Source organism: Agrobacterium salinitolerans (genome assembly GCF_027498475.1).
Lineage (GTDB): Bacteria > Pseudomonadota > Alphaproteobacteria > Rhizobiales > Rhizobiaceae > Agrobacterium > Agrobacterium salinitolerans.
In genome coordinates this window covers 185443-209941 of record NZ_JAPZLN010000001.1, presented here as the reverse complement: position 1 = coordinate 209941, position 24499 = coordinate 185443, and the positions used below count along the sequence as shown (strand labels likewise).

Sequence of the window (24499 nt, the reverse complement as noted above, 5' to 3'; positions counted from 1 at the left end):
CCGGATCGGGGAGCGTTTTGATGATTGGAGAAGAAAGCATGTCACCCACGACCGCAATGTTCTGGCCGATGATCGCCCATGTCTTTCTGGTCTTCTGGCTTTACGCGCTCCTGATCGTCCGGCGTAACAAATACACCTTCAAGGATCGCGAATCCGCGATCAAGCTGCGCGACCGCGGCGAGGAAGCGCGCGAAAGCTATCTGGTGAACCGCAATATCGCCAACCAGTTCGAGCTGCCGGTCCTGTTCCACATTGCGTGCCTGCTACTTTACATCACGGATGCGGACAATATCGTCACCGTCGTTCTGGCATGGCTGTTCGTGCTCTCGCGTTATGCTCATTCCTATGTCCATGTCACCAGCAATCGCCTGCGTCAACGCGGCGCGTTGTTCGGCATCGGCTTTGCGCTGGTCGTCTGCCTGTGGGCATGGCTCGCCATATGGTTGGCACTGGAATAAATCAGCACCGTGAGGTTGCCTCATAAGTGAGACAATCCCGCCTTGCAAAATGCTCCGATTTGCGATGGGTCAATTCCATGACGCCCCATCCCCGCTAATCTCCGCTTGCCGTCGAGGATTTCTGGCGGACAGAGATTAGGGAGTATGTCATGACTAAGACAATGAAGGCGGCGGTTGTCCGCGCATTTGGAAAACCGCTGACCATTGAGGAAGTGGCGATACCGGATCCTGGTCCCGGTGAGATTCTCATCAACTACAAGGCGACGGGCATTTGCCATACCGACCTGCACGCCGCAACGGGTGACTGGCCGGTCAAGCCCAATCCGCCCTTCATTCCCGGCCACGAAGGTGTGGGTTACGTCGCCAAGATCGGCGCTGGCGTCACCGGCATCAAGGAAGGCGACCGTGCCGGAACGCCCTGGCTCTACACCGCTTGCGGATGCTGCATTCCCTGCCGCACGGGCTGGGAAACGCTGTGCCCAAGCCAGAAGAATTCCGGCTATTCCGTCAATGGAAGCTTTGCTGAATATGGCCTTGCCGATCCGAAATTCGTTGGCCGCCTGCCGGATAATCTCGATTTCGGCCCGGCTGCACCGGTGCTCTGCGCCGGCGTTACCGTCTATAAGGGGCTGAAGGAAACCGAGGTCAGGCCCGGTGAGTGGGTGGTCATTTCAGGCATTGGCGGGCTTGGCCACATGGCCGTGCAATATGCCAAGGCCATGGGCATGCATGTCGTTGCCGCCGATATTTTCGATGACAAGCTGGCGCTTGCGAAAAAGCTCGGAGCCGATGTCGTCGTCAATGGTCGCGCGCCTGACGCGGTGGAGCAGGTGCAGAAGGCGACCGGCGGCGTCCACGGCGCGCTGGTGACGGCGGTGTCGCCAAAGGCCATGGAGCAGGCCTACGGCTTCCTGCGCTCCAAGGGCACCATGGCGCTTGTCGGCCTGCCGCCGGGCTTCATCTCCATTCCGGTTTTCGACACGGTGCTGAAGCGCATCACGGTACGCGGTTCCATCGTTGGCACACGGCAGGATCTGGAGGAAGCGCTGACCTTTGCCGGCGAAGGCAAGGTGGCCGCCCACTTCTCGTGGGACAAGCTCGAAAACATCAATGACATCTTCCACCGCATGGAAGAGGGCAAGATCGACGGCCGTATTGTCGTGGATCTCGCCGCCTGATGTGAAAAACCGGAGGGGGCGCTCACGCAAATGTGTGGCGCCGCTCGCCCCCGCCTCGTTCCTCGCCCTGCGATCTGCGCTATCTTTCCGCATCCGCGCGTTCAAGGAGGATAGAGCGATGGACAAGCCCAAGATCACGCAGGCCATGATCGACGCTTACGATGAATATACCCATCTCAGCCTCGACCGCCGCAAATTCATGGAAAAGCTCACCGTGCTGGCCGGGTCAGGTGCTGCTGCGGCGGCCATCGCCCCGCTTCTTTCGGCCAACAGCGCCCATGCGGCGGTCATCGCGGCCGATGACGACAGGATCGTTGCCGAAGAGGTGACCTATCTCGCCCCCGGCGGTGAGATGAAGGGTTACCTCGTTACGCCGAAATCCGCTTCCGGTCCCATCGGCTCAGTTATCGTCATCCACGAAAACCGCGGCTTGAACGATCATATTCGTGACGTGGCAAGACGGGTGGCGCTCGCCGGTTTCCGGGCGCTTGCGGTCGATTTCCTCTCACCGCAGGGCGGCACGCCCGCCGATGAGGAGAAGGCGCGGCAGATGTTCAGCGGTCTCGACATGGATGCGACCGTCGACAATGCCGAAGCGGGCCGGGTATGGCTTGCGGCGCGGCAGGGGGCGAATGGCAAGGTCGGTGCTGTCGGTTTCTGCTGGGGCGGCGGGCTGGTCAACCGTTTCGCCACCAAATCGGCAGGCCTGAATGCCGGCGTCGCCTATTACGGCCAGCAGGCCCCGGCGGCCGATGTACCTGCCATCAAGACGCCGCTGCTTTTGCACTATGCGGGTCTCGATGAGCGCATCAATGCCGGTATCGACGCCTATAAGAAGGCGCTGGAGGAAAACGGCAAGACCTTCGAAATCTTCGTTTACGACGGCGTCAACCATGCTTTCAATAATGACACGTCCTCGGCTCGTTATGACAAGGCGGCGGCTGATCTTGCTTGGGAGCGGACGGTGGAGTTTTTCAAAAAATATCTGGGGTGATGGTTTTTTTGTCGTGCATCGTCTGCGAACCGGATGTGCGTGGGGCTTTACCCCCCTCTGCCCTGCCGGGCATCTCCCCCTCAAGGGGGGAGATCGGCAAGAGGCTCTCTTGTCGCTTCATTCTCAAGCTTCAAGATGGACGAGACATCGCCGCAGATCGATCTCCCCCCTTGAGGGGGAGATGCCCGGCAGGGCAGAGGGGGGTAAAGCCCCGCATACCCTCGATCCGTTGATCTAAACGCCGCCAGCCCCACGCTTCAAATGCTCATCCAGCCTCGGCATGATTTCCACGAAGTTACACGGCAGATGACGATAGTCGAGCTGCGCCTTGAGAATACCGTCCCACGCATCCTTGCAAGCCCCCGGTGACCCCGGCAGCACGAAGATGAAGGTGGCGTTCGCCACGCCACCGGTCGCACGTGACTGGATGGTGGCGGTGCCGATCTTCTCATAGGAAATGCGATGGAAAAGTGCGGAAAACCCGTCCATGCGTTTTTCGAACAGTGGCTCCAGTGCCTCGGGCGTCACGTCGCGGCCGGTAAAGCCGGTGCCGCCGGTCGTGATGACCACGTCCACGCCTTCAGACAAAGTCCATTCGCGCACCGTGTCTGCGATCGCCGTCTTATCGTCAGGCACGATGGCGCGGGCCGCGAGCCTGTGGCCCGCTTCTTCCAGCCTTGCGACGAGCGTATCGCCGGACTTGTCGTTCTCCAGCGTGCGGCTGTCCGAAACAGTCAGAACCGCAATGCCAAGGGGAATGAAGGGTCTATCGCCTGCCATGGCCTTATCCTCGAAATATCCGGCCCTCAAATGGTCCGCGTTGCGTGAAAATACCAGCCGGGACGTTTTTTCCGAAGCGATGTTTCCGCGTTTTTGGTGGCATCGAAGGAATGAAAAATCCCGAAACAGGTTGCCCCGGAACCGGACATGCGAACAAGGGCCGCCCCTTCTTCAGACAGCAGCCCGGTTATCTCCGCGATTTCCGGCAGCAACGCCTGTGCCGGCGGCTGAAGATCGTTACGGCTTTGGGCAAGAAAATCCATCCAGCCAATCGTCGCAGGGTCGGGCAGCGGCGGATTGGTCTTGTTCTGCAATCGCCGGAAAATCTCCGGCGTCGAAACCGCTTTCAGCGGATTGGCCATAACAATGGATAGTTCCGGCAGATCAGTGAGCGGTTCGATGTCCTCGCCGATGCCGCGAGCGATCAAGGATCGGCTCTCAAGGCACATCGGCACATCCGCGCCGAGCGTCAATGCCATTGGTGCAAGCGTATCCGGTGCGATAGCGGCACGCCAGTGCCGCAAAAGCCCCCGCAGTGTCGCCGCCGCATCCGCCGAGCCGCCGCCTATGCCGGAAGCCACCGGCAGGTTCTTTTCAAGATGAATGGCAACCGGGGGTGCCGGTTGACCTGTCGATGCGAGCGCATCGCGCAACAGGTCCCTGGCGCGGGTGACGAGGTTATCGCCGCCATCGCCCGCACGCAAAAGATCGCCGAAGGGGCCGGAGATGGAGAAACTGTCGGCATCGGCGTTGCGAATACGGATAGTGTCGCCGGCTTCGGTAAAGGTCACCAGCGTTTCGAGCAGGTGATACCCATCCGCTCGCTGGCCGGTCACATGCAGCGCCAGATTGATCTTGGCCGGGGCCGCCTCGATGGTCTCAGCGGCCCCGGAAACCTCATGCCCGCGCATGCGGCGTCAGGATTTCTTGTCCGGAGTGGCAGCCGGCGCTGGCGCCGGAGGAGCCGGCGGCACCGGCGCGACTTCCTTCTTGGCGGTATTTTCGGCATCCTTTTCGACAGGCGGCAGGCCGTTGGCGATCTTTTCCTTCACCTTGGCCTTGTCCACGTCGTCGCTGTCGCCGATCAATGCGCGGTTCCACTGATAGACCGCCTCGATCTTGCGGCCGACTCGCCAGTAGGCGTCGCCCAGATGGTCGTTGATGGTTGGATCGCCAGCTTTCAGTTCGATCGCCCGTTCCAGCTCGGTCACGGCTTCATCGAAATCGCCAAGGCGATAATGCGCCCAGCCGAGAGAATCGACAATATAGCCGTCATTCGGCCGAAGCTCGACGGCACGGCTGATCATCTTCATGCCTTCATCGAGATTGATCCCCTTGTCCACCCAGGAATAACCCAGATAGTTCAGAACCTGCGGCTGTTCCGGGTTCAGTTCCAGCGCCCGCTTGAAATTCGGTTCTGCCTTGTCCCATTCCTTCAGCCGCTCATAGGCGATGCCGCGCTGGAAGAAGATGGACCAGTCGGATTTCTGCGGCACGGAGCCGATGACCTCGATGGCCTTGTCGTAGTTCTCGGCCATCGCCTTGTAGTCCTTGGCGTCCGAAAGCACGCTGCCATAGGCGAGATAGGAACGGATGTCCTTCGGGTCGGATTCGAGCAGCGATTTGAGATGCTTGCGCGCCTCGTCCACCTTGCCCGTCTGCGCGAGCGTCAGTCCGAGCTGCAGCTCGGAGATGCGATACATCGGCGAATCCTTCGGCACCTCGCGATAGAAGGCAATGGCGCGGTCAGGCTGTTTCAGCGCTTCTGAAAGGCCGCCGAGAAGGATGAGCGTATCCGGGCTTTTCGGATCGAGCGCGCGCGACGTCTGCAGATAAAGCGTCACGATCTCTTCGGCGCCTTCGCGGTTCAGCGCGCCGGCGATGGAGAACATGACGCTGGCGGCGCCCTCCACGGCATTGGTGATCTGCTGTTCCGGCTTTTCACCGTTTTCGATGGACTGGCGAAGCGCCTTCAGCGGCGCGTAATTCGGCGCGAAAGTGTCCCCGACCGCAATCGCATCCAGCGCCTTCTGCTTGTTGCCGGCGGAAGCCTCCAGCCGGGCAAGCGCCATCACCGCGCGCATATAGGTATCGGAGGCGGTTGCCCCGCCTTCGCGGTCCGTTACCGCTTCGTTGAGGCTTTTACGGGCCGCTTCATTGTTGCCGGAAACAAGGGCGATGGCCGCCGCATTATATTTCTGGAAGATCGAAATCCAGCCCGGGCCCTTCATATTATTGACCAGCGCCAGCGCTTCCTTCGGCTTGCCGGAACCGGCGCGCGCCCATGCCGTCAAAAGCGTATTGACCATGCGGTCGAGATCGTTCGGACCGTTATATTTCAGAATTTTCTCGGCCTTGGCGAATTCCTTGTCCTTGATGGCGTCGAGACCGCGCACGATGGTCGTCACGCGCTCCACCGAGGTATCGTCCTTCATCGAATCGGCGATCTTCGCGCCAGCCTCGAAATTGCCGCTCAGAAGTTCGGCGATCATCAGCCGCTGGCGGATTTCCGTATTGGCTGGATCGAATTCCAGCGCCTTTTTATAAAGCGAAATCGCGGTGGGATAATCTTGATCGACATCGGCATTGCGCCCGGCGAGGAAGGCGCCGGAGAAGGTGTTCACCTTGGCCGGATCGAACGTAACAGCCTTGTTTTCCGGTGTCGCCTTCGTCTCCGCAAAGCCGGGGCTTGCACCCGCGCCGATTGCGAGAGCAGCGGCAAGAGCCGCGCTGCAGAGAAGACGGAGTGCTGGTTTACGCCGCATGAGGGAACCTTTGCCTTTGTGCAGAAGCACGGAAAAATCAGTTTCCATTGTTGGTCACGATAGAATGGCTTTTTTGAAGCAGCCCCGCAAGAAATTATGGCCCCGGCCACAATCACGCCTTGCGAAGAAGCTGGCCTGGAACATTGGGCGGACGGTCTTTTCCATCCGCCATTCGTTCGGCCTGCGGCGTCAGTTCAGACGCTCGATGCAGAAGTCGATTACTTCCAGAAGCGCATCTTTCCAGGGGCTCTGCGGCAGGGGCGCCAGCGCGTCGCGGGCAATGGTGCCGTAATGCGTGGCGCGGCCGATCGTGTCGCCAAGACCGTTATATTTGGTGATCAGGCCAAGCGCCTTTTCGAGGTTCGCGTCGCTGCTTTCGCCCTTCTCGATGGCCGTGCGCCAGAAAGCGCGCTCATCCTGCGTGCCGCGACGATAGGAGAGGATGACCGGCAGGGTGATCTTGCCTTCGCGGAAATCGTCACCGGTATTTTTGCCGAGATCGGCGGACTTTCCGCCGTAGTCAAGGACATCGTCGACCAGCTGGAAGGCGAGGCCGAGATTCATGCCGTAGGATTTCAGCGCGCTGCGGGTCGCCTTGTCGGTCTTGGCGACGATGGGGCCGACTTCCGCCGCCGCCGCAAAAAGGGCGGCCGTTTTGGCGCGAATCACCTGCAGATAATCGTCTTCGGTGGTTTCCATGTTCTTGGCGACCGAAAGCTGCAACACCTCGCCTTCGGCAATCACCGAAGCGGCTGTGGACAGCACGTCGAGCGCATCCAGCGAACCGACATCCACCATCATGCGGAACGCCTGACCGAGCAGGAAGTCGCCGACGAGAACGCTCGCCTGGTTGCCCCAGATGGTGCGGGCGGTGGATTTGCCGCGGCGCAGATCGCTTTCATCCACCACATCGTCATGCAGCAGCGTCGCCGTGTGCATGAACTCCACGCTGGTGGCGAGCTTGATGTGATGATCGCCCTCGTAACCGAACATCGAGGCCGAGGCGAGCGTCAGCATTGGCCGCAGGCGCTTGCCGCCTGACGAGATGAGGTGGTTGGCTACCTCGGGTATCATCTGGACATCGGAACCGGCCTTGGAAAGGATAAGCTGGTTCACCCGTTCCATGTCAGGACGGGTCAGATCGACAAGCGGCTTGACGGATGCGAGTTTGTTTTTGCTTTCTTCAAGCGGTATGACGACGCCCAAGGGACAGGACTCCAGTTCGAATTTGAAGTCGACAATAAAAACTGACGCCTTGCGCGGCAAGGGGCGAATTGCCGCTAGCCATTCAAAAAGATGGGAATTTAGGTCTATCCATGCGTGAACTGATCCGAACCAACGACGCCGTGCTGCTCTCCTTCGCTGAAAGCCTGATGAGGGATGCCGGCATCCATTGCCTCATCGCCGATCAGGCGATGAGCATTCTGGAGGGATCGCTCGGTCTTTTGCCGCGCAGGTTTCTGGTGGAGGAAGATCGGGCCGATCAGGCCCGCCGCATTCTCATCGATGCCGGGCTCGGCGACGAGCTGCGCAACGAAGAGGCGTGAACGGCGGTGAGCGACGGCATTTCCGAAACCATCGACGCCTTTCACCGGGGTCGCTTTCACATCGTTCAGCCGAAGGGCAGGGGGCACAGGGCGGGTATGGATGCCATGCTTCTGGCCTCGCTGGTGGCGGATGACCGCGCCTGCCGGATCGCCGATCTCGGCGCGGGTGCGGGTGCGGCCGGCATGGCGGTTGCGGCGCGGCTCGAAAAGGCGCAGGTGACGCTCTATGAACGCTCGCCGGAAATGGTTCAATTTGCTCGCCGCAGCCTCGAATTGCCCGAGAATGCCGCGTTTTCCGCGCGGGTGAATGTGTGCGAGGCGGATGTGACGCTGCGTGCGAAAGCGCGTGTCGCGGCCGGATTGCCCGACGATCATTTCCATCACGTCATCATGAACCCGCCCTATAATGATGCGGGCGACCGTCGCACGCCGGACGCCCTGAAAGCCGAAGCGCACGCCATGACCGATGGCCTGTTCGAAGACTGGATCAGGACGGCGGGCGCGATCATGGTGCCGGGCGGGCAGCTTTCCCTGATTTCAAGGCCGCAATCGGTGGCGGAGATTATCGCCGCCTGCGGCAGCCGTTTCGGCGGCCTCGAAATCACCCTCATCCACCCGCGCCCTGGCGAGGACGCGGTGCGCATGCTCGTCACCGCCATCAAGGGTTCGCGAGCGCGGCTGTCCTTCCGCGCGCCGCTCATCATGCATGAGACCGGCAGCCATGCCTTCACCCCCTTCGTCGATGACCTGAACAATGGCCGCGCCGCCTATTCGCGTAATGTAAGGGCAATCCGGACCGCGTCATAAATATCGCCGTTCCGCCGGCCGCAAACCATTGTGTTTTCCGGGGCGATACATACATCCCTGACGAACGGATAAATGCTGCGAGGATTGAGTAGTGGGTTTTCTGAAGTATCTGGTGCCGAAACGCTTTCGTAAAAAAGAACTCGTCATCCCGGTTGTGCGCATGCAGGGCGCAATCATGGCCGGCGGCAACCAGTTCCGCCCCGCCCTCAATCTCGCTTCCTATGCGCCGCTTCTGGAAAAGGCCTTCGCCGTCAAGGATGCGCCGGCTATCGCCATTTCGCTCAATTCGCCCGGCGGTTCGCCGGTGCAGGCGCGGATGATCTATAACCGCATCCGCCAGCTCGCCGAGGAAAAGGAAAAGAAAGTCCTGATCTTCGTGGAGGATGTTGCAGCCTCCGGCGGTTACATGATCGCGCTTGCCGGCGATGAGATCATCGCCGATCCCACCTCCATCGTCGGTTCGATCGGCGTCGTTTCCGGCGGTTTCGGTTTTCCGGAAATGCTGAAGAAGATCGGCGTGGAGCGCCGTGTCTATACGGCGGGCGAGAACAAGGTCATCCTCGATCCCTTTCAGCCGGAAAAGGAAGGCGATATCGACTACCTGAAGTCGTTGCAGGTCGAAATCCACAATGTCTTCATCGATATGGTCAAGATGCGCCGCGGCTCGAAGCTGAAGGGCGACGAGACGATCTTCTCCGGCCTGTTCTGGACCGGCATGCGCGGCCTGGACCTCGGCCTGATCGACGGGCTTGGCGACATGCGGGAAGTTCTGCGCCGCCGTTACGGGACAAAGGTCAAGCTTCAACTCGTCAGCGGCGGGCGTTCGCTGTTCGGCAAAAAAGTGCCTGGCGTGAATGCGGCACTCGGCCTCAACGCCGAAAGGCTTGCGGCAGGCGCCGTCTCGGGACTTGCGGAAGTCGCCGAAGAAAAGGCATTGTGGTCGCGTTTCGGTCTATGATGTCGCGGGAATAGGGCCTTATGGCGCAGCTCATTACAATTCTTCTTCTGGTGGTGGGATCCGTCATCCTTTACCGCCGCTTCGTTCGCGATGCGGAAAAGCTGTCGGCGAAATCCAAGCAGCGCGAAAAGGAACGCGAAACCGGCGCCATCGGCACGCTGATCAAGGACCCGGAAACCGGCGAGTATCGGGTGAAGCGCGAGGATGAGACGTAAGCCGGTGTCTTCACGCATAAAACCTTGACCCCCACGCCATGCCGTGGCACCAGTCCGCATCCGAAGTAAGTCACTGCTTACTTATCCTCCTAACGCCGCGATGACTGAAATGACCGATATTCCCGACCATATGAACCCCAAGCGTTCCTTTCAGGCACTGATCCTGACGCTGCACAATTACTGGGCCGACAAGGGCTGCGCGGTATTGCAGCCCTATGATATGGAAGTGGGCGCTGGTACGTTTCATCCGGCAACGACGCTGCGCGCGCTGGGCCCGAAGCCGTGGAAGGCCGCTTATGTGCAGCCGTCGCGCCGCCCTTCCGATGGTCGTTATGGTGAAAACCCCAACCGTTTGCAGCATTATTACCAGTATCAGGTCATTCTGAAGCCCAACCCGTCCAACCTTCAGGAACTCTATCTCGGTTCGCTGAAGGCCATCGGTCTCGATCCGCTGTTGCATGACGTGCGCTTCGTCGAAGACGACTGGGAAAGCCCGACGCTCGGCGCCTGGGGTCTCGGCTGGGAATGCTGGTGTGACGGCATGGAAGTCTCGCAATTCACTTACTTCCAGCAGGTCTGCGGCATCGAATGCTCGCCTGTCGCCGGTGAACTGACCTATGGTCTGGAGCGTCTGGCCATGTATGTTCAGGGCGTCGACAATGTCTATGACCTGAACTTCAACGGTCGCGAGGGCGAAGAGAAGATTTCCTATGGCGATGTCTTCCTGCAAGCCGAGCAGGAATATTCCCGCCACAACTTCGAATTTGCCGATACCGCCATGCTGCATCGCCATTTCATCGACGCCGAAAAGGAATGCCAGGCGCTTCTCGCCGCCGGTGCGCCGGGTGATAATGATAATCAGCGCCTGCACAAATGCGTGTTCCCGGCCTATGACCAGTGTATCAAGGCCAGCCATGTCTTCAACCTTCTGGATGCGCGCGGCGTAATTTCGGTTACGGAACGCCAGAGCTATATCCTGCGCGTGCGCACGCTGGCGAAAGCCTGCGGCGAAGCCTTCCTGCTGACGGATGCGGGCGGGGTGAACTGGAACAGGGCCGCCTGAACGTCTATGTAAGGCGGGGCAACAGTCTAACGTGCGGACGTCACCATGGTGTCCGCGCCTCTTGAGGAGGGGTCGGGAATGTTCATCACGCTGGCAATCATCGCGGCAATCGCGCTCTATGTCGTCTTCATCTATAACGGCCTCGTCAAGGCGCGGCAGATGAAGGAAGAGGCGTGGTCGGGCATTGACGTGCAGTTGAAGCGCCGCGCCGATCTCATTCCCAATCTCATCGAGACCGTGAAGGGTTACGCGGCGCACGAAAAGAGCACCTTCGAGGAGGTGATTGCCATGCGCAACCGGGCGCAGGCCGTGCCGGCCGGTGATGTCGAAGGCCGCGCCCAGGCGGAAGGCCTGCTGTCGCAGGCGCTTGGCAAGCTTTTTGCGCTCGCCGAAGCCTATCCCGATCTGAAGGCCAATACGAACTTTCTGGAATTGCAGCGGTCGCTGGAAACCATCGAAAGCGAAATCCAGATGTCGCGCCGTTATTACAATGGCGCCGCGCGCGATCTGAACGTCAAGGTGGAAAGCTTCCCCTCCAATCTGGTCGCCGGCCAGTTCGGTTTTGCGAAGGCGCCTTATTTCGAGATCGAAAACCCGGCCGACCGCGCCGTGCCGACGGTGAAATTCTAAGCTCACTGTTCTTCCGGCGGCTTAAAACCACCCGTTCAAATTCCGATAATCCGGCTCTTCGCCGCATTCTTTGACAAGACGACAATCATGATCGAACTGACCATCGCCCCGCCCGGCCACCCGCTTTCCGGTAAGGTCGAGCCGCCCGGCTCCAAATCCATCACCAACCGCGCGCTTCTCCTGGCTGGTCTTGCCAAGGGCAAAAGCCACCTGACCGGCGCGCTGAAAAGCGACGATACGCTTTATATGGCCGAAGCCCTGCGCGAGATGGGTGTCAAGGTGACCGAACCTGACGCCACTACCTTCGTGGTGGAAGGCACGGGTGTACTTCAGCAGCCGGAAAAGCCGCTTTTCCTTGGAAATGCCGGCACCGCAACGCGCTTCCTAACTGCCGCTGCCGCGCTTGTGGACGGCGCCGTCATCATCGATGGCGACGAGCACATGCGCAAACGCCCGATCATGCCGCTGGTGGAAGCCCTGCGCTCCCTCGGTGTCGAAGCGGAAGCGCCGACCGGTTGCCCGCCCGTCACCGTCTGCGGCAAGGGTACTGGGTTCCCGAAGGGCAGCGTCACCATCGACGCCAATCTTTCCAGCCAATATGTGTCGGCGCTTCTGATGGCGGCCGCCTGCGGCGACAAGCCTGTCGATATCATCCTCAAGGGCGAGGAAATCGGCGCGAAGGGCTATATCGATCTCACCACATCGGCCATGGAAGCCTTTGGCGCGAAGGTGGAGCGGGTGAGCAACGCCATCTGGCGTGTGCATCCGACCGGTTACATGGCCACCGATTTCCATATCGAGCCGGATGCCTCCGCCGCCACCTATCTCTGGGGCGCGGAGCTTCTGACCGGCGGCGCGATCGATATCGGCACGCCCGCGGACAAATTCACCCAGCCGGATGCCAAGGCCCATGAGGTCATGGCGAAGTTTCCGCATCTGCCCGCCGAAATCGACGGTTCGCAGATGCAGGATGCCATTCCGACCATTGCCGTTCTCGCCGCCTTCAACGAAACGCCGGTACGTTTCGTCGGCATCGCCAATCTGCGCGTCAAGGAATGTGACCGTATCCGCGCCGTTTCGCTCGGCCTCAACGAAATCCGTGATGGTCTGGCGCATGAGGAAGGCGACGACCTGATCGTGCATGCCGATCCAGCGCTCGCCGGGCAGACGGTCGATGCCTCCATCGATACCTTTGCCGATCATCGTATCGCCATGAGCTTTGCGCTGGCGGCCCTGAAGATCGGCGGTATCGCCATCCAGAACCCCGCCTGCGTGGCCAAGACCTATCCGGGCTACTGGAAGGCGCTCGCCTCGCTCGGCGTCGACTATAGCGAAAAGGAAAGCGCTGCCGAGCCGCAGCACTGAAGCCATCAAGGAGGGATCGCCTGTGAAGACCACCGCCGCAAGACTTCTCGCGCTGCTCGTCTTCCTGGGCGTGGCCTGCCCGGCCTTTGCGGAAGAATTTATCCGCTCCTATCATTCCGTCGTCGAGGTTGCGAAGAGTGGCGAACTGACGGTGACGGAAACCATCACCGCCCGTGCCGAAGGACGAAACATCAAGCGCGGCATCTTCCGCGATTTCCCGCTTTACGCGATGGATGCGAATAACCGCCGGACCAAGGTGGATTTCAACGTCGTTTCGGTGGAGCGCGATGGTGCCCCGGAGAACTGGCGCACCGAAAATATCGATGGCGGCATCCGCATCTATACCGGCAGCGCCGAGCGTTTTCTGCCGACCGGCGAGCATGTCTTCCAGATCACCTACACCACCGCCCGGCAGATCCGTTATTTCAGCGACTATGACGAACTCACCTGGAATGTCACGGGCAATGGCTGGCAGTTCCCGATGGGCGAAATTTCCGCCACCATCACGCTGCCGCAGGGTGTGAAGGCCACCGATACCGCCGTCTTCACTGGCCCGCTTGGCGCGAAAGGCAAGGATGCGCGCATTTTGAGCGAAGGCAACGAGGTGTTTTTCGCCTCCACCCGCCCGTTTTCGGTTGGCGAGGGCATGACGGTTGCCGTGAAGCTGCCCAAGGGTGCGATTGCCGCGCCGGACGCCTCACAGGAGGCAGGCTGGTGGCTGCGGGATAATCTCGCCATCCTGCTTTCGGGCGGCGGGCTTTTTGCCGTGCTGCTCTATTACCTGAGGGCGTGGTTCGCCGTCGGCCGCGATCCGGCCAAGGGCGTAGTCGTGCCGCGCTGGGATGCGCCGGAGGGGCTTTCGCCGGCTCTGGTCAATTACGTTGATAACAGGGGTTTCTCAGGTGCCGGCTGGACGGCGCTCTCTGCCTCGGCCCTTGATCTTGCGGTCAAGGGTTATGTCGTTCTGGAGGATTTGAAGAACGCCATCGTCATTCGCTGCACGGAAAAGGCAACCGCTGCCGATCTGCCGAGCGGGCAGAAGACGCTGCTTGCCTCCATCGGCGGTTCGGGGAAGGCGCTGACCATCGACAAGGCCCATGGGGCGGAGGTGGAAAAGGTCGGAAAACAGTTCCGCGCGGCGATAGAGAAAGAACATCGCGGCAAATATTACCGCAGCAATGCCGGTTACACCGTCTTCGGCATCTTCCTCAGCATCGCCCTCATCGTCGCGACGTTGATCTTTGGCGATCTGGATGAAAGCGCCATTGCCGCCGTGCTGGTCTTCGGCTTTTTCGCCTTCTTCTTCAGCATCCTGTCGATCGGCATCGGCCGGCAGTTCTCGCGCGGCGCCCCGCTGCGCAAGCGGATCGGCGGCATCGTCATGCTGGCCTTTGCCGGTTTCGTGGCCTTTTCAGCCATTGGCGGCATCGCCACGCAAATCCTGCTGGATGTCACCCATGACACCAAGTCGCTGGCGCTGGCCGCCATCGGCGGCATCGTGCTCACCAATGCGCTGTTCCTGTTCCTGATGGGCGCGCCGACGCCGCTCGGCCGCAAGCTGATGGACGGTATCGAAGGTCTCAGAACCTATCTGACGCTGGCGGAAAAAGACCGGATGAACATGGCCGGCGCGCCCGCCATGTCGCCGCAGCATTTCGAGACATTGCTGCCCTATGCGGTGGCGCTCGGCGTCGAAAAACCGTGGAGCCGCACCTTCGAGGCCTGGCTTGCGACCGCCGCTGCCGGGGCCGCGGCTGCAAGTTATGCGCCCGGCTGGTATGCGGGCAGCAATTACGGCAGTTTTGGCGACAGGATCGGCGGCTTTTCGACCTCCATGGCCAATACCATCGCCTCCACCATTCCCCAGCCCGTCAGCTCTTCCGGCTCCAGCTTTTCGGGCGGTGGCGGCGGCGGTTTTTCTGGCTCCGGCGGCGGCGGCGGTGGCGGCGGCGGCTGGTAACGCCCGCTGGCGCTAATTTAACCGATAGCTGGTGACTTTTGCCGCTGGTCTTGCTAAGTCCGCGACACTCTTTTGCAACAGATTAAAGTCCTTATCCCATGCCCGATCTTCTGCTTGAACTTCGCTCCGAGGAAATCCCCGCCCGCATGCAGCGCAAGGCGGCGGGCGATCTGAAGAAACTCGTCACCGATGCGCTTGTGGAGAGAGGGCTGACCTATGAGGGTGCGCGCGAATATTGGACGCCGCGCCGCCTGACGCTGGATATTCGCGGCCTCAACGCCCGCTCCGCCGATGTGCGCGAGGAAAAGAAGGGACCGCGCACCGACGCCAATGAAAAGGCCATCGAGGGCTTTCTGCGCGGCGCCGGCCTCAATGATATTTCGCAGGCTCAGGTCGTTTCCGATCCGAAGAAGGGCGATTTCTATGTCGCCATCATCAACAAGCCCGGCCGCCCGGCGGAAGAGATCATCGCCGAGGTTATGCCCGGTATCATCCGCTCCTTCCCCTGGCCGAAATCCATGCGCTCCGGCCCGGCCTCAATGCCCAAGGGTTCCAGCTACGGCGGCATCGAAGGCAAGGGCTCGGAAAGCCTGCGCTGGGTGCGTCCGCTGCAATCCATCGTCTGCCTGTTCGGCCCCGAACATGACGAAACGCAGGTCATTCCCTTCGTCATCGACGGCATCGTCGCCGGCAACGTCACCTATGGCCATCGGTTCCACGCACCGGGTCCCATCACCGTGCGCCGTTTCGAGGACTATGTCTCGAGCCTCGAAAAGGCGAAGGTCGTGCTGGATGCCGAGCGCCGCAAGGACATCATCCTGCACGACGCCAAAGATCTGGCGTTCGCCAACGGTCTTGAACTGGTGGAAGACGAGGGCCTGCTCGAAGAAGTCTCCGGCCTCGTCGAATGGCCGCAGGTGCTGATGGGCACCTTCGAAGAGGATTACCTGCAAATCCCGGCGGAAATCATTCGCCTCACCATCAAGACCAACCAGAAGTGCTTCGTCACCCGCAATCAAGGTGCGGAAGAGGGCCTTTCCAACCGCTTCATTCTGATCTCGAACATCGAGGCAAGTGACGGCGGCAAGGAAATCATCCATGGCAATGGCAAGGTCGTTCGCGCCCGCCTGTCGGATGCCCGCCATTTCTGGAACCGTGACCAGGGCGATCTGCCCGATCTGGAAACGCTCAAGGATTCGGCTGCGAAATTCGACCTCGATCTGAAGAAGCCGCTCGACCAGCGCATGGCAAAGCTCGATGCGCTCAACGTCACTTTCCACGCTAAACTCGGCACGCAGGGCGAGCGTGTGGCTCGCATTCGCGAACTGGCCAAGGCGCTGGCCCCCGTCGTGGGTGCCGATGCCGATCTGGTGGACCGCGCCGTGGTGCTGGCCAAGGCCGACCTGCGCACTGAAGCCGTCGGCGAATTCCCCGAGCTTCAGGGCCTGATGGGCCGCAAATACGCGGCCTTGCAGGGCGAAAACGAAAGTGTGGCCGCCGCCATCGAAGACCACTACAAGCCGCAAGGCCCATCGGATCGCCTGCCGGCCGACAAGGTGGCGATCACGGTGGCTCTGGCCGACAAGCTCGATACGCTCGTCGGTTTCTGGGCCATCGATGAAAAGCCGACCGGTTCGAAGGACCCCTTCGCCCTGCGCCGTGCGGCGCTGGGCGTGGTGCGTATTCTGCTTGAGAAGAACGTGCGCCTGCCGCTGCTGAGCGTTGCGAAGGACCCGGATCTCCTCTCCTTCTTCCACGACCGTCTGAAGGTCTATCTGCGCGATCTTGGCGCCCGTTACGATCTGATCGACGCCGTCCTGACGCCCGAATCCGATGATCTCCTGATGATCGCCCGCCGTGTCGAGGCGCTGACCGCCTTTATTACCGGTGAAGATGGCAGGAACCTACTGGCCGGTGCAAAGCGCGCCACGCAGCTTCTTGCCGCCGAGGAAAAGAAGGGTACCGTGGTGGCCGATGGCGTTTCGGAAGAGCTGTTGAAGCTCGATGCTGAAAAAGCGCTTTACACGGTGATCAAGACCGCTTCTGCGGATGCCGCAAAGGCCGTCGAAGGCGAGGATTTTCGCTCGGCCATGCAGGCGCTTTCGACGCTTCGCGCGCCCGTCGACAAGTTTTTCGAGGATGTGCTCGTCAACGACGAAGATGCGGCCATCCGCGCTAACCGTCTGGCGCTGCTGAAGGCTATCCGCGAGGCCACTGGTACGGTTGCGGATTTCTCGAAGATTACCGGGTGAGAACGTGGGGGTAAACGGGCATTGCAGAATGCTGGGTTTCACCCCCCTCTGTCCTGCCGGACATCTCCCCCTCAAGGGGGGAGATCGACCAGTCGCGACCTCTTAGCCACATTGAACGTTTCGGGAAGAGCGGGGAGCATGCCTCTCGCCGATCTCCCCCCTTGAGGGGGAGATGCCCGGCAGGGCAGAGGGGGGTAATCCACGGTCTCGACTGCCGCAGGATGAGTTCCCATTGACCCACACGCCTCCCAAAATCCTCATCAGCGCCTGCCTCCTCGGCCAACCCGTCCGCTATGACGGCAAAGGCAAACCTCTGTCCCACCCGACAATCGAACGCTGGCGGAAGGAGGGCAGGCTGGTGACCATCTGTCCGGAAATGGCGGGCGGCATGCCCGTGCCGCGCCCGCCGGCGGAAATCGAGAACGGTGCCTCCGGCCTCGATGTGCTGGAGGGTCGCGCCCGCGTGCTGGAGGTGACCGGCGGCGATGTCACGGCGCAATTTATCGCCGGTGCGGAAAGGGCGCTGGCCTTCGCCAGGGCCAATGGCTGTACTTACGCGCTGCTGATCGACGGCAGTCCGTCCTGCGGATCGGTTGCGATCTACGACGGTTCGTTTTCGGGCGTCAAACATGCGGGCAATGGCGTGACGGCGGCGCTGCTCGAAAAAGCCGGTATTGCGGTCTTTTCCCCGGCCGATATCGACCGGCTGGATGCGCTGAGCCATTGAAATAAAGAGCGCCGGAGTTCCCCCCGGCGCCGTTTTCATCAATAGCTCTCGGGCCAATCACCCCGCCATGCGCATCCGCTCTGCCATCCCATGCAGTTGGTGGCCGGAAGAGACGCGGAAGCCGCGGATGAGGTTCAACAGTTCCTCGGTGTCGACGGCCAGCGCTTCCGCCGAAGCCGTGGTCTCCTCCGCCATTGCTGCATTGTGCTGGGTGGCGACATCGAGCTGGTTGAGCGACGAGGAGATCGAGCGCAGCGTCGTATCCTGTTCGGCGGCCGAATGGGCGATCTTGCTGACGATCTCGTTTGCGGATTTGATCTGGTCCGAAATGCGTTTCAGCGCGTCACCGGCTTCGCCGACAAGCCTCACGCCGTTTTCCACCTGGGCGGAAGAGCGGGCGATCTGGGCCTTGATCTCCTTGGCGGCGGCGGCGGATTTCTGCGCCAGTTCGCGCACTTCCTGCGCCACCACGGCAAAGCCCTTGCCGGCCTCACCGGCGCGTGCCGCTTCCACACCGGCATTCAGCGCCAGAAGATTGGTCTGGAAAGCGATGTCGTCGATCACGCCGATGATGTTTGAGATCTGATCGGATGACTGTTCGATACCGCTCATCGCCGTGATCGCTTCTTCCACCACCCGGTCGCTGCGGATGGCTTCGGAGCTGACGGTGGTGACGCGCTTGGCGGCGTCGGCCGCCCCTTCCGCCGTCTGGCGCACCGCAACCGTCAATTCATCAAGAGCGGCCGAGGTTTCTTCCAGATTTGCTGCCTGCCGTTCGGTGCGCTGCGAAAGCTCGTTGGAGGCCTTGCGGATTTCCTCCTTGGAGCCGCCGATGTCGATGCTCTTGGAGTTCACTTTGGCCATGGCGGCATCGAGATGGATCAGGGCCTCGTTGAAATTGTCGCGCAACGCCGCGTAACGGTTGCCGAGATCGCCGCAACGTACGGTCAGATCGCCGCCGGCGAGCTTCTCCAGCGCCTCGCCAATGGTGGTGACGACGCGCGCCTGCAGTTCCGCCTCGTCGCGCTGCATGTCGAGATTGTTTTGGCGCTCGGCATTGAGCTGCCGCTGCTGCTCTTCCTCACGCCGCTGCATGGCGTGGCGCTCGCGCACCTTGTCCTGAAGCGAGGCGGTGGCCTTGGCCATCATGCCTACTTCGTTTGTCAGGCCGGTATGGGGAATGGCGAGCGAGACGTTTTCATTGGCCACTTCCCCGAGCGCCCGGTGAATATCGCCAAGCGGCTTCGAAATGCCACGGATGACATAGAAGGCGGCGGCAAGCGCCAGCACGAATATGGCGACGCCCATGGACAGCGCCTTCATCACATCGCCGCGCACTTGTGCGTTCAGGTCGTCGATGTAAACGCCTGTCACGACCACTACCTGCCAGGGGTCGAAGGCAAGCGCATAGGCGCTCTTGGCGTAGTCATTGCCTTCCATGCCGGGCTTCGGACCGTAAAAATCCGTCTGGCCGCCGCCATTGCGGCCAAGCCGCACCAGTTCGTCACGATAGGCGAAACCCTTGCTGTCGGGTTTGCCCTTGTAGCTTTCCCCGACCCGTTTTGCATCAGGATGGAACTTCATCGTCACGTCATAGTCGTAACCGAACAGATAGCCGTCCGGCGTGAAGCGCATGGCGCTGACAGTGGCGTAAGCCTGTTTCACGGCTTCGTCGCGCGAAAGTGTTCCGGCCGTTTCCTTGTCGTGGAAAGATTGCAGGATGGAAATGGCCGATTGCACCTGCGTCCGCAGCATGCCGTAGCGTTCCTCATAGATAGCATCGGTGGCGGATTTCAGCTGGTAAAACGTCGCCACGGCGAAGGCGGCCATCAGGGCCAACACGAGAACGATCAGTTGACGGGAAATGGAAAGGTTCTTCATGGGCGCTCACAAGCGTTTGGAATCGCGCGCCTGAAAATGCCGCGCGGTACCGATGTTTCGGAGAGGGGAGAGGCGCATGATGCGCGATAAAAAGGGCCGAAAGCGCGTATCCGCGCCGTGGCCTCATCCTGTGCTGCATCGCACTATAAAATCACTTAGCGGCTAAAAATTTGAATAAATATTTAATTAGCGAAGGCTTTATGAGGCTTCGTGCGCAGAATAAGCGGCGGAGAAAGCAACATTCTCCGCATGGTTGCGGCGTCGTTTTGGGAATGCAGCGATGACGCGATTACTTGACATTCGTCATGATCAAGCGTCATCGGCCGGTCAGTTGCCGCGCAATTTGAAATCCGGGAACTGGGGCGCGCCGATTACCGAGGCGCTGGCCGGCTTGGCTGCGTTTTCGGTGGAAAGTTCCTTGACGGCTGCCGTGGTCGTCGTCACGTCGATACCGGCCGGTGTCGAAACCGTCTCAACCGGATGTGCCGCGGGCTCGGCCTCGTCATAGGTCGCAATCGCCGTGCTGGAGGTTTCCGCCATCCATGCCGGATTGGTGCTGACGAAGGTGACGGGCGCGCCGCCAAGCCAGGCTTCGGTGCGCACCAGGGTGCGCTTGCCGTCGACTTCGCGCATTTCCGTGTGCTGCGTGCCCGGCTCAATGGAGGGAACGGCATAACCTTGCGCCACGGCTTTTGCCTTCATGGGTTTGCAGCCCGCGCAATCGCGACGAATGAAGCTGCCATTGGCCACATGCACGCCGTTTATATATTCGATGGAAGACGCCATCGCCGACCCGCCGGTCAGCGCGATAACAGCTGTCAGAAAAAGACGACGCATCGAAAAACCCCCGAAATGACGGCGCGGCCTCGTGGTCGAGACACAGTGCGCCATTCAATGTTCCGGCAAGTATTACCGATGTTTCGTTTCCATCGGGTCAGTAAACTTGGTAAAAATTGAACGAAATATTCGTGTCCAATCCAGTTTGCCTTAAGGATCAGGTCTTTTCGCGCGCGACGGCCTGCCAGCCGATATCGCGGCGGCAAAAGCCGTTTTCCCACTCCACCTTCTCCGCCAGCGCATAGGCGCGGGCCTGCGCTTCCGTCACGGTCTTTCCAAGGGCGGTGACGTTCAGTACGCGTCCACCCGTGGCCACCAGCCCGCCATCCTTCAGCGCGGTTCCGGCATGGAAAACCTTCGCCTCTTCGCTGGCCTCGGGAATATGGGCGATCGGCGTGTTCTTGTCGTAAGCGCCGGGATAGCCCTTCGAGGCGAGGACGACGGTCAGCGCCGCATCGTCGTGCCATTCGGCCTCAACCTTGTCCAGCGTGCCGGCGGCGGTGGCATAGAGGATCGGCAGCAGATCGCTTTTCAGGCGCATCATCAGCACCTGGCATTCGGGGTCGCCGAAACGGACGTTATATTCGATCAGTTCCGGACCCTTGGCGGTAATCATCAACCCGGCGAAGAACACGCCGGAGAAGGGATTGCCATCCTTGGCCATGCCCGAGATCGTCGGCTCGATGATCTCCTTCATGGTGCGCTCCACCATATCAGGTGTCATGACAGGGGCGGGGGAATAAGCGCCCATGCCGCCGGTATTCGGACCGGTATCGCCATCGCCGACGCGCTTGTGATCCTGCGCGGTGGCGAGCGCCAACGCGGTCTTGCCGTCGGACAGGCAGAAGAAGCTCGCTTCCTCACCGTCGAGGAAAGCTTCCACCACAACCTCGGCGCCAGCCGCGCCGAAAGCGCCGTCGAAACAGTCGTCGATGGCGGCAAGCGCTTCCGCCTCGCTCATGGCAACCGTTACGCCCTTGCCGGCGGCAAGCCCGTCGGCCTTAATGACGATGGGCGCGCCCTGTTGGCGAACATAGTCCTTGGCCGGTTCAGCGGTCTTGAAACGCTGGTAAGCGCCGGTCGGAATATCGTAGCGCGCGCAGAGATCCTTGGTGAAGCCCTTGGATCCCTCCAGCTGGGCGGCGGCTTTCGAGGGGCCGAAAGTGGCGATGCCGGCGGCGCGCAGATCATCCGCAAGACCCGCCACCAGCGGTGCTTCCGGGCCGACGACGACGAAGTCGATTGCTTTTTCCTTCGCAAAGGCGATGACGGCTGCGTGGTCTTCCACGTTCAGCGTTACCAGCGTTGCGTGGTCGGCAATGCCGGGATTACCGGGGGCGGCATAAAGCGCATCGAGCAGGGGAGATTGGGCGATTTTCCACGCCAGCGCATGTTCGCGTCCGCCGGAACCGATCAACAGAACTTTCATGGTCAACACCCCTGCAAATTCGCCAGTAACCTTGTGGCACGGGCGTTAAGGGCAGGGGGGCGAAAGGTCAAGGAGAAAGCGCCGTCAATGCCTGTCTTTCCCTTGAACTCAGCCTTTCCTGTGGAATCGTTGCCGCCTCTTGTTGTCACGCCACAATCAGACATTATGTTCGCCGCTCCAGATGTGACATCAGAGAACCTCATGACCGCAGATAATGCCCGCCTCGCCACGCTCATCGCCTCCGAAATCAACGCCCGCCCCGATCAGGTGAAGGCGGCGGTAGCCTTGCTGGACGAGGGCGCGACCGTTCCCTTCATCGCCCGTTACCGCAAGGAAGTGACCGGAGGCCTCGATGACACCCAACTGCGTACACTCGCGGAACGCCTAGTCTATCTGCGCGAATTGAATGCACGCCGCGGCTCCATCGTGGAGTCCATCACCGGTCAGGGCAAGATGACCGATGAGCTGATGGTAAAGATCATGCAGGCGGGCACCAAGGCGGAGCTGGAAGACCTCTACCTGCCCTATAAGCCGAAGCGCCGCACCCGTGCCGAAATCGCCCGCGAACGTGGCCTCGGTCCACTCGCCGAAGCCATCTGGGAAAACCGTGCGGCCGATCCGGCGAAGCTGGCGGAAGCCTATGTGCAGGGCGATGTGGCCGATGTGAAGGCCGCACTTGAGGGCGCGCGCGATATCGTTGCCGAAACCATGACGGAAAACGCCGATCTTCTCGGCCGCCTGCGTGATTACATGCGCCAGAACGCCACCTTCCGCGCCAAGGTCGTGGATGGCAAGCAGGCGGCGGGCGAGAAGTTCTCCGATTATTTCGACCATTCCGAACGCTGGGCAACGGTGCCGGGCCACCGGGCGCTCGCCATGCTGCGCGGCTGGAACGAGGAAATTCTCACACTGACGATCGATGTCGATGCGGATGATCCCTCGCCGGTGAAGCCGTCGCAGCGCACCATTGCTGCCGCTTTCGATATCCGCAATGCCGGACCTGCCGATCAATGGCTGATGGACGTGGCGGGCTGGACCTGGCGCGTGAAGCTTTCCATGTCGCTGTCGCTCGATCTGATGCGCGAGTTGCGCGAGAGGGCGGAAGAAGAGGCGATCAATGTCTTCGCCCGTAACCTGAAAGATCTGCTGTTGGCCGCTCCCGCCGGCTCCCGCGCCACCATGGGCCTCGATCCCGGCATCCGCACCGGCGTCAAGGTGGCCGTGGTCGATGGCACCGGCAAGCTGCTGGATACCAGCACGGTTTACCCCTTCCAGCCAAAGAACGACGTGCGCGGCGCGCAGGCCGAACTTGCCTTGCTCATCCGCAAACACAATGTCGAGCTGATCGCCATCGGCAACGGCACGGGTAGCCGCGAGACGGAGAAGTTGGTCGCCGATCTTCTGGCGCAAATGCCAGCCTCCGCTTCCGGCGCAAAGCCCACCAAGGTCATCGTCTCGGAAGCCGGCGCATCGGTCTATTCCGCTTCGGAACGGGCGGCCGCCGAATTCCCCAATCTCGACGTTTCGCTACGCGGTGCCGTCTCCATCGCCCGCCGTCTTCAGGACCCGCTGGCGGAACTGGTGAAGATCGAGCCGAAATCCATCGGCGTCGGACAGTACCAGCACGATGTCGATCAGGGCCGCCTCAGCCGCTCGCTCGATGCTGTGGTGGAAGATGCGGTGAATGCCGTCGGCGTCGATCTCAACACGGCCTCGTCGCCGCTTCTGGCACGGGTATCGGGCCTTGGCAGCTCGATTGCCGATGCCATCGTTGCCCATCGCGATCAGACCGGTCCTTTCGCCAGCCGTAAGGATTTGCTGAAAGTGCCGCGCCTCGGCCAGCGCACCTTCGAACAATGTGCCGGCTTCCTGCGCATCCCGAACGGCAAAGAGCCGCTGGATGCCTCATCGGTGCACCCGGAAGCCTATGGCGTGGCAAAGAAGATCGTTGCTGCCTGCGGCCGTGATCTGCGTTCGCTGATGGGTGACAGTGCCGCGCTGAAAGCGCTTGACCCCAAGCGCTTCATCGACGAGCAATTCGGCCTGCCGACCGTCAAAGACATCATCGCCGAACTGGAAAAACCCGGCCGCGACCCGCGCCCGAGCTTCAAGACCGCGACCTTTGCCGATGGTGTGGACGAGATAACCGATCTGAAACCCGGTATGTTGCTGGAAGGCACCGTCACCAATGTCGCCGCCTTCGGTGCGTTCGTGGATATCGGCGTGCATCAGGATGGCCTGGTGCATGTGTCGCAGCTCGCCGACCGTTTCGTGAAGGACCCGCATGAGGTCGTCAAGGCGGGCGATGTCGTTAAGGTGCGAGTCGTGGAAGTGGATGTAAAGCGCAAGCGCATCGGGCTGACCATGCGCAAGGATGGCGGTGAGGCGGCGCCGCAGCCGATGCGTGAAAAGAACAATGCGGGCGCTATGCGCCATGCCACAGCCAAGCCGAAAGAGCGCAACGAGGGGTCGCAATCCGGTGGTGCTCTCGCCGCCGCTTTGGCCGAAGCCATGAAGCGACGCTGACCTCCGGTTGAAATGTTTTTTGACAAAAAGGCCCTGCCGGACACGCCGGCGGGGCTTTTTGCTTGATGAAATCGTTCAATTTTTTTGAAATAAGACTATCTTGAAACTTGTGCTGAAAGGAATACGG

21 protein-coding genes are annotated in these 24499 nt (G+C 60.8%); 14 read left to right on the top strand and 7 right to left on the bottom strand.

Features of this window, described 5'->3' with window-relative positions; translation table 11 throughout:
* The first annotated feature begins 56 nt into the window (after window positions 1-56).
* The 3 genes from O9X91_RS00965 to O9X91_RS00955 all read left to right on the top strand — a co-directional run bounded on the left by O9X91_RS00965 (window position 57) and on the right by O9X91_RS00955 (window position 2630).
* Complete coding sequence (locus O9X91_RS00965; RefSeq protein ID WP_162520487.1) at window positions 57-458, top strand: MAPEG family protein; 402 nt, start codon at window positions 57-59, stop codon at window positions 456-458.
* Between the two features lie 149 nt (window positions 459-607).
* Entirely contained in the window at window positions 608-1636 is a 1029-nt protein-coding gene (adhP, locus tag O9X91_RS00960; protein ID WP_077983357.1) for an alcohol dehydrogenase AdhP, read from the top strand.
* Window positions 1637-1754: 118 nt separating this feature from the next.
* On the top strand, window positions 1755-2630 hold the full coding sequence (locus O9X91_RS00955; RefSeq protein WP_269833346.1) for a dienelactone hydrolase family protein: 876 nt from the start codon (window positions 1755-1757) through the stop codon (window positions 2628-2630).
* Between the two features lie 234 nt (window positions 2631-2864).
* Here O9X91_RS00955 and moaB read toward each other — a convergent pair whose 3' ends face one another.
* From moaB to O9X91_RS00935, 4 genes are all read right to left on the bottom strand, one after another.
* Window positions 2865-3410 carry a molybdenum cofactor biosynthesis protein B gene (moaB, locus tag O9X91_RS00950; protein ID WP_269833345.1) on the bottom strand — a complete coding sequence of 182 codons (546 nt, stop codon included), beginning with the start codon at window positions 3408-3410 and terminating at the stop codon, window positions 2865-2867.
* 26 nt (window positions 3411-3436) lie between these two features.
* Window positions 3437-4321 carry a 4-(cytidine 5'-diphospho)-2-C-methyl-D-erythritol kinase gene (locus tag O9X91_RS00945; RefSeq protein WP_269823320.1) on the bottom strand — a complete coding sequence of 295 codons (885 nt, stop codon included), beginning with the start codon at window positions 4319-4321 and terminating at the stop codon, window positions 3437-3439.
* Between the two features lie 6 nt (window positions 4322-4327).
* Window positions 4328-6223, bottom strand: a complete 1896-nt coding sequence (locus O9X91_RS00940) for a tetratricopeptide repeat protein (protein ID WP_269833344.1) — start codon at window positions 6221-6223, stop codon at window positions 4328-4330.
* Window positions 6224-6364: 141 nt separating this feature from the next.
* Window positions 6365-7381, bottom strand: coding sequence for a polyprenyl synthetase family protein (locus O9X91_RS00935; protein WP_077983421.1), 1017 nt, complete (start codon window positions 7379-7381; stop codon window positions 6365-6367).
* Window positions 7382-7491: 110 nt separating this feature from the next.
* Between O9X91_RS00935 and O9X91_RS00930 the strand changes: the two genes are divergently transcribed.
* From O9X91_RS00930 to O9X91_RS00885, 10 genes are all read left to right on the top strand, one after another.
* Entirely contained in the window at window positions 7492-7722 is a 231-nt protein-coding gene (locus O9X91_RS00930) for a putative signal transducing protein (protein ID WP_020813603.1), read from the top strand.
* A gap of 6 nt (window positions 7723-7728) precedes the next feature.
* Window positions 7729-8529, top strand: coding sequence for a tRNA1(Val) (adenine(37)-N6)-methyltransferase (locus O9X91_RS00925; protein ID WP_142912790.1), 801 nt, complete (start codon window positions 7729-7731; stop codon window positions 8527-8529).
* 91 nt (window positions 8530-8620) lie between these two features.
* A complete protein-coding gene (locus O9X91_RS00920) occupies window positions 8621-9487 on the top strand; it encodes a S49 family peptidase (protein ID WP_162520471.1) in 867 nt (288 codons plus the stop codon).
* A gap of 20 nt (window positions 9488-9507) precedes the next feature.
* Window positions 9508-9702 (top strand): NfeD family protein, encoded by a 195-nt coding sequence (locus O9X91_RS00915; protein ID WP_020813606.1) that lies wholly within the window; start codon window positions 9508-9510, stop codon window positions 9700-9702.
* Window positions 9703-9832: 130 nt separating this feature from the next.
* On the top strand, window positions 9833-10765 hold the full coding sequence (locus O9X91_RS00910; RefSeq protein WP_077767818.1) for a glycine--tRNA ligase subunit alpha: 933 nt from the start codon (window positions 9833-9835) through the stop codon (window positions 10763-10765).
* 78 nt (window positions 10766-10843) lie between these two features.
* Window positions 10844-11395, top strand: a complete 552-nt coding sequence (locus O9X91_RS00905) for a LemA family protein (protein ID WP_020813610.1) — start codon at window positions 10844-10846, stop codon at window positions 11393-11395.
* 87 nt (window positions 11396-11482) lie between these two features.
* Window positions 11483-12760 carry a 3-phosphoshikimate 1-carboxyvinyltransferase gene (gene aroA, locus O9X91_RS00900; RefSeq protein WP_142912791.1) on the top strand — a complete coding sequence of 426 codons (1278 nt, stop codon included), beginning with the start codon at window positions 11483-11485 and terminating at the stop codon, window positions 12758-12760.
* 22 nt (window positions 12761-12782) lie between these two features.
* Complete coding sequence (locus O9X91_RS00895; RefSeq protein ID WP_142912792.1) at window positions 12783-14720, top strand: DUF2207 domain-containing protein; 1938 nt, start codon at window positions 12783-12785, stop codon at window positions 14718-14720.
* A 98-nt stretch (window positions 14721-14818) separates the two neighbouring features.
* Window positions 14819-16972, top strand: a complete 2154-nt coding sequence (gene glyS, locus O9X91_RS00890; protein WP_142912793.1) for a glycine--tRNA ligase subunit beta — start codon at window positions 14819-14821, stop codon at window positions 16970-16972.
* Window positions 16973-17204: 232 nt separating this feature from the next.
* Window positions 17205-17699: a 2-thiouracil desulfurase family protein gene (locus tag O9X91_RS00885; RefSeq protein ID WP_142912794.1), complete on the top strand. Its 495-nt coding sequence runs from the start codon at window positions 17205-17207 to the stop codon at window positions 17697-17699.
* A 57-nt stretch (window positions 17700-17756) separates the two neighbouring features.
* Here O9X91_RS00885 and O9X91_RS00880 read toward each other — a convergent pair whose 3' ends face one another.
* From O9X91_RS00880 to purD, 3 genes are all read right to left on the bottom strand, one after another.
* Window positions 17757-19580, bottom strand: a complete 1824-nt coding sequence (locus O9X91_RS00880) for a methyl-accepting chemotaxis protein (RefSeq protein ID WP_269833343.1) — start codon at window positions 19578-19580, stop codon at window positions 17757-17759.
* Window positions 19581-19907: 327 nt separating this feature from the next.
* Window positions 19908-20417, bottom strand: coding sequence for a plant virulence effector HPE1-like domain-containing protein (locus tag O9X91_RS00875; protein WP_142912796.1), 510 nt, complete (start codon window positions 20415-20417; stop codon window positions 19908-19910).
* A gap of 157 nt (window positions 20418-20574) precedes the next feature.
* Window positions 20575-21846 carry a phosphoribosylamine--glycine ligase gene (gene purD, locus O9X91_RS00870; protein ID WP_142912797.1) on the bottom strand — a complete coding sequence of 424 codons (1272 nt, stop codon included), beginning with the start codon at window positions 21844-21846 and terminating at the stop codon, window positions 20575-20577.
* Window positions 21847-22047: 201 nt separating this feature from the next.
* On the opposite strand from purD, the gene O9X91_RS00865 reads away from it, so the two are divergent.
* Complete coding sequence (locus O9X91_RS00865; protein ID WP_142912798.1) at window positions 22048-24372, top strand: Tex family protein; 2325 nt, start codon at window positions 22048-22050, stop codon at window positions 24370-24372.
* Window positions 24373-24499 lie beyond the last annotated feature (127 nt).

What these genes read in the sequence shown, in the direction of transcription:
- O9X91_RS00910 (WP_077767818.1), top strand. Translation starts at nt 9,833, where the DNA reads ATGAACCCCAAGCGTTCCTTTCAGGCACTGATCCTGACGCTGCACAAT.
- glyS (WP_142912793.1), top strand. Translation starts at nt 14,819, where the DNA reads ATGCCCGATCTTCTGCTTGAACTTCGCTCCGAGGAAATCCCCGCCCGC.
- O9X91_RS00955 (WP_269833346.1), top strand. Translation starts at nt 1,755, where the DNA reads ATGGACAAGCCCAAGATCACGCAGGCCATGATCGACGCTTACGATGAA.
- O9X91_RS00875 (WP_142912796.1), bottom strand. Translation starts at nt 20,417, where the DNA reads ATGCGTCGTCTTTTTCTGACAGCTGTTATCGCGCTGACCGGCGGGTCG.
- O9X91_RS00940 (WP_269833344.1), bottom strand. Translation starts at nt 6,223, where the DNA reads ATGGAAACTGATTTTTCCGTGCTTCTGCACAAAGGCAAAGGTTCCCTC.
- adhP (WP_077983357.1), top strand. Translation starts at nt 608, where the DNA reads ATGACTAAGACAATGAAGGCGGCGGTTGTCCGCGCATTTGGAAAACCG.
- O9X91_RS00865 (WP_142912798.1), top strand. Translation starts at nt 22,048, where the DNA reads ATGACCGCAGATAATGCCCGCCTCGCCACGCTCATCGCCTCCGAAATC.
- O9X91_RS00905 (WP_020813610.1), top strand. Translation starts at nt 10,844, where the DNA reads ATGTTCATCACGCTGGCAATCATCGCGGCAATCGCGCTCTATGTCGTC.
- O9X91_RS00880 (WP_269833343.1), bottom strand. Translation starts at nt 19,580, where the DNA reads ATGAAGAACCTTTCCATTTCCCGTCAACTGATCGTTCTCGTGTTGGCC.
- O9X91_RS00965 (WP_162520487.1), top strand. Translation starts at nt 57, where the DNA reads ATGTTCTGGCCGATGATCGCCCATGTCTTTCTGGTCTTCTGGCTTTAC.
- O9X91_RS00930 (WP_020813603.1), top strand. Translation starts at nt 7,492, where the DNA reads ATGCGTGAACTGATCCGAACCAACGACGCCGTGCTGCTCTCCTTCGCT.
- O9X91_RS00945 (WP_269823320.1), bottom strand. Translation starts at nt 4,321, where the DNA reads ATGCGCGGGCATGAGGTTTCCGGGGCCGCTGAGACCATCGAGGCGGCC.
- moaB (WP_269833345.1), bottom strand. Translation starts at nt 3,410, where the DNA reads ATGGCAGGCGATAGACCCTTCATTCCCCTTGGCATTGCGGTTCTGACT.
- purD (WP_142912797.1), bottom strand. Translation starts at nt 21,846, where the DNA reads ATGAAAGTTCTGTTGATCGGTTCCGGCGGACGCGAACATGCGCTGGCG.
- O9X91_RS00915 (WP_020813606.1), top strand. Translation starts at nt 9,508, where the DNA reads ATGGCGCAGCTCATTACAATTCTTCTTCTGGTGGTGGGATCCGTCATC.
- aroA (WP_142912791.1), top strand. Translation starts at nt 11,483, where the DNA reads ATGATCGAACTGACCATCGCCCCGCCCGGCCACCCGCTTTCCGGTAAG.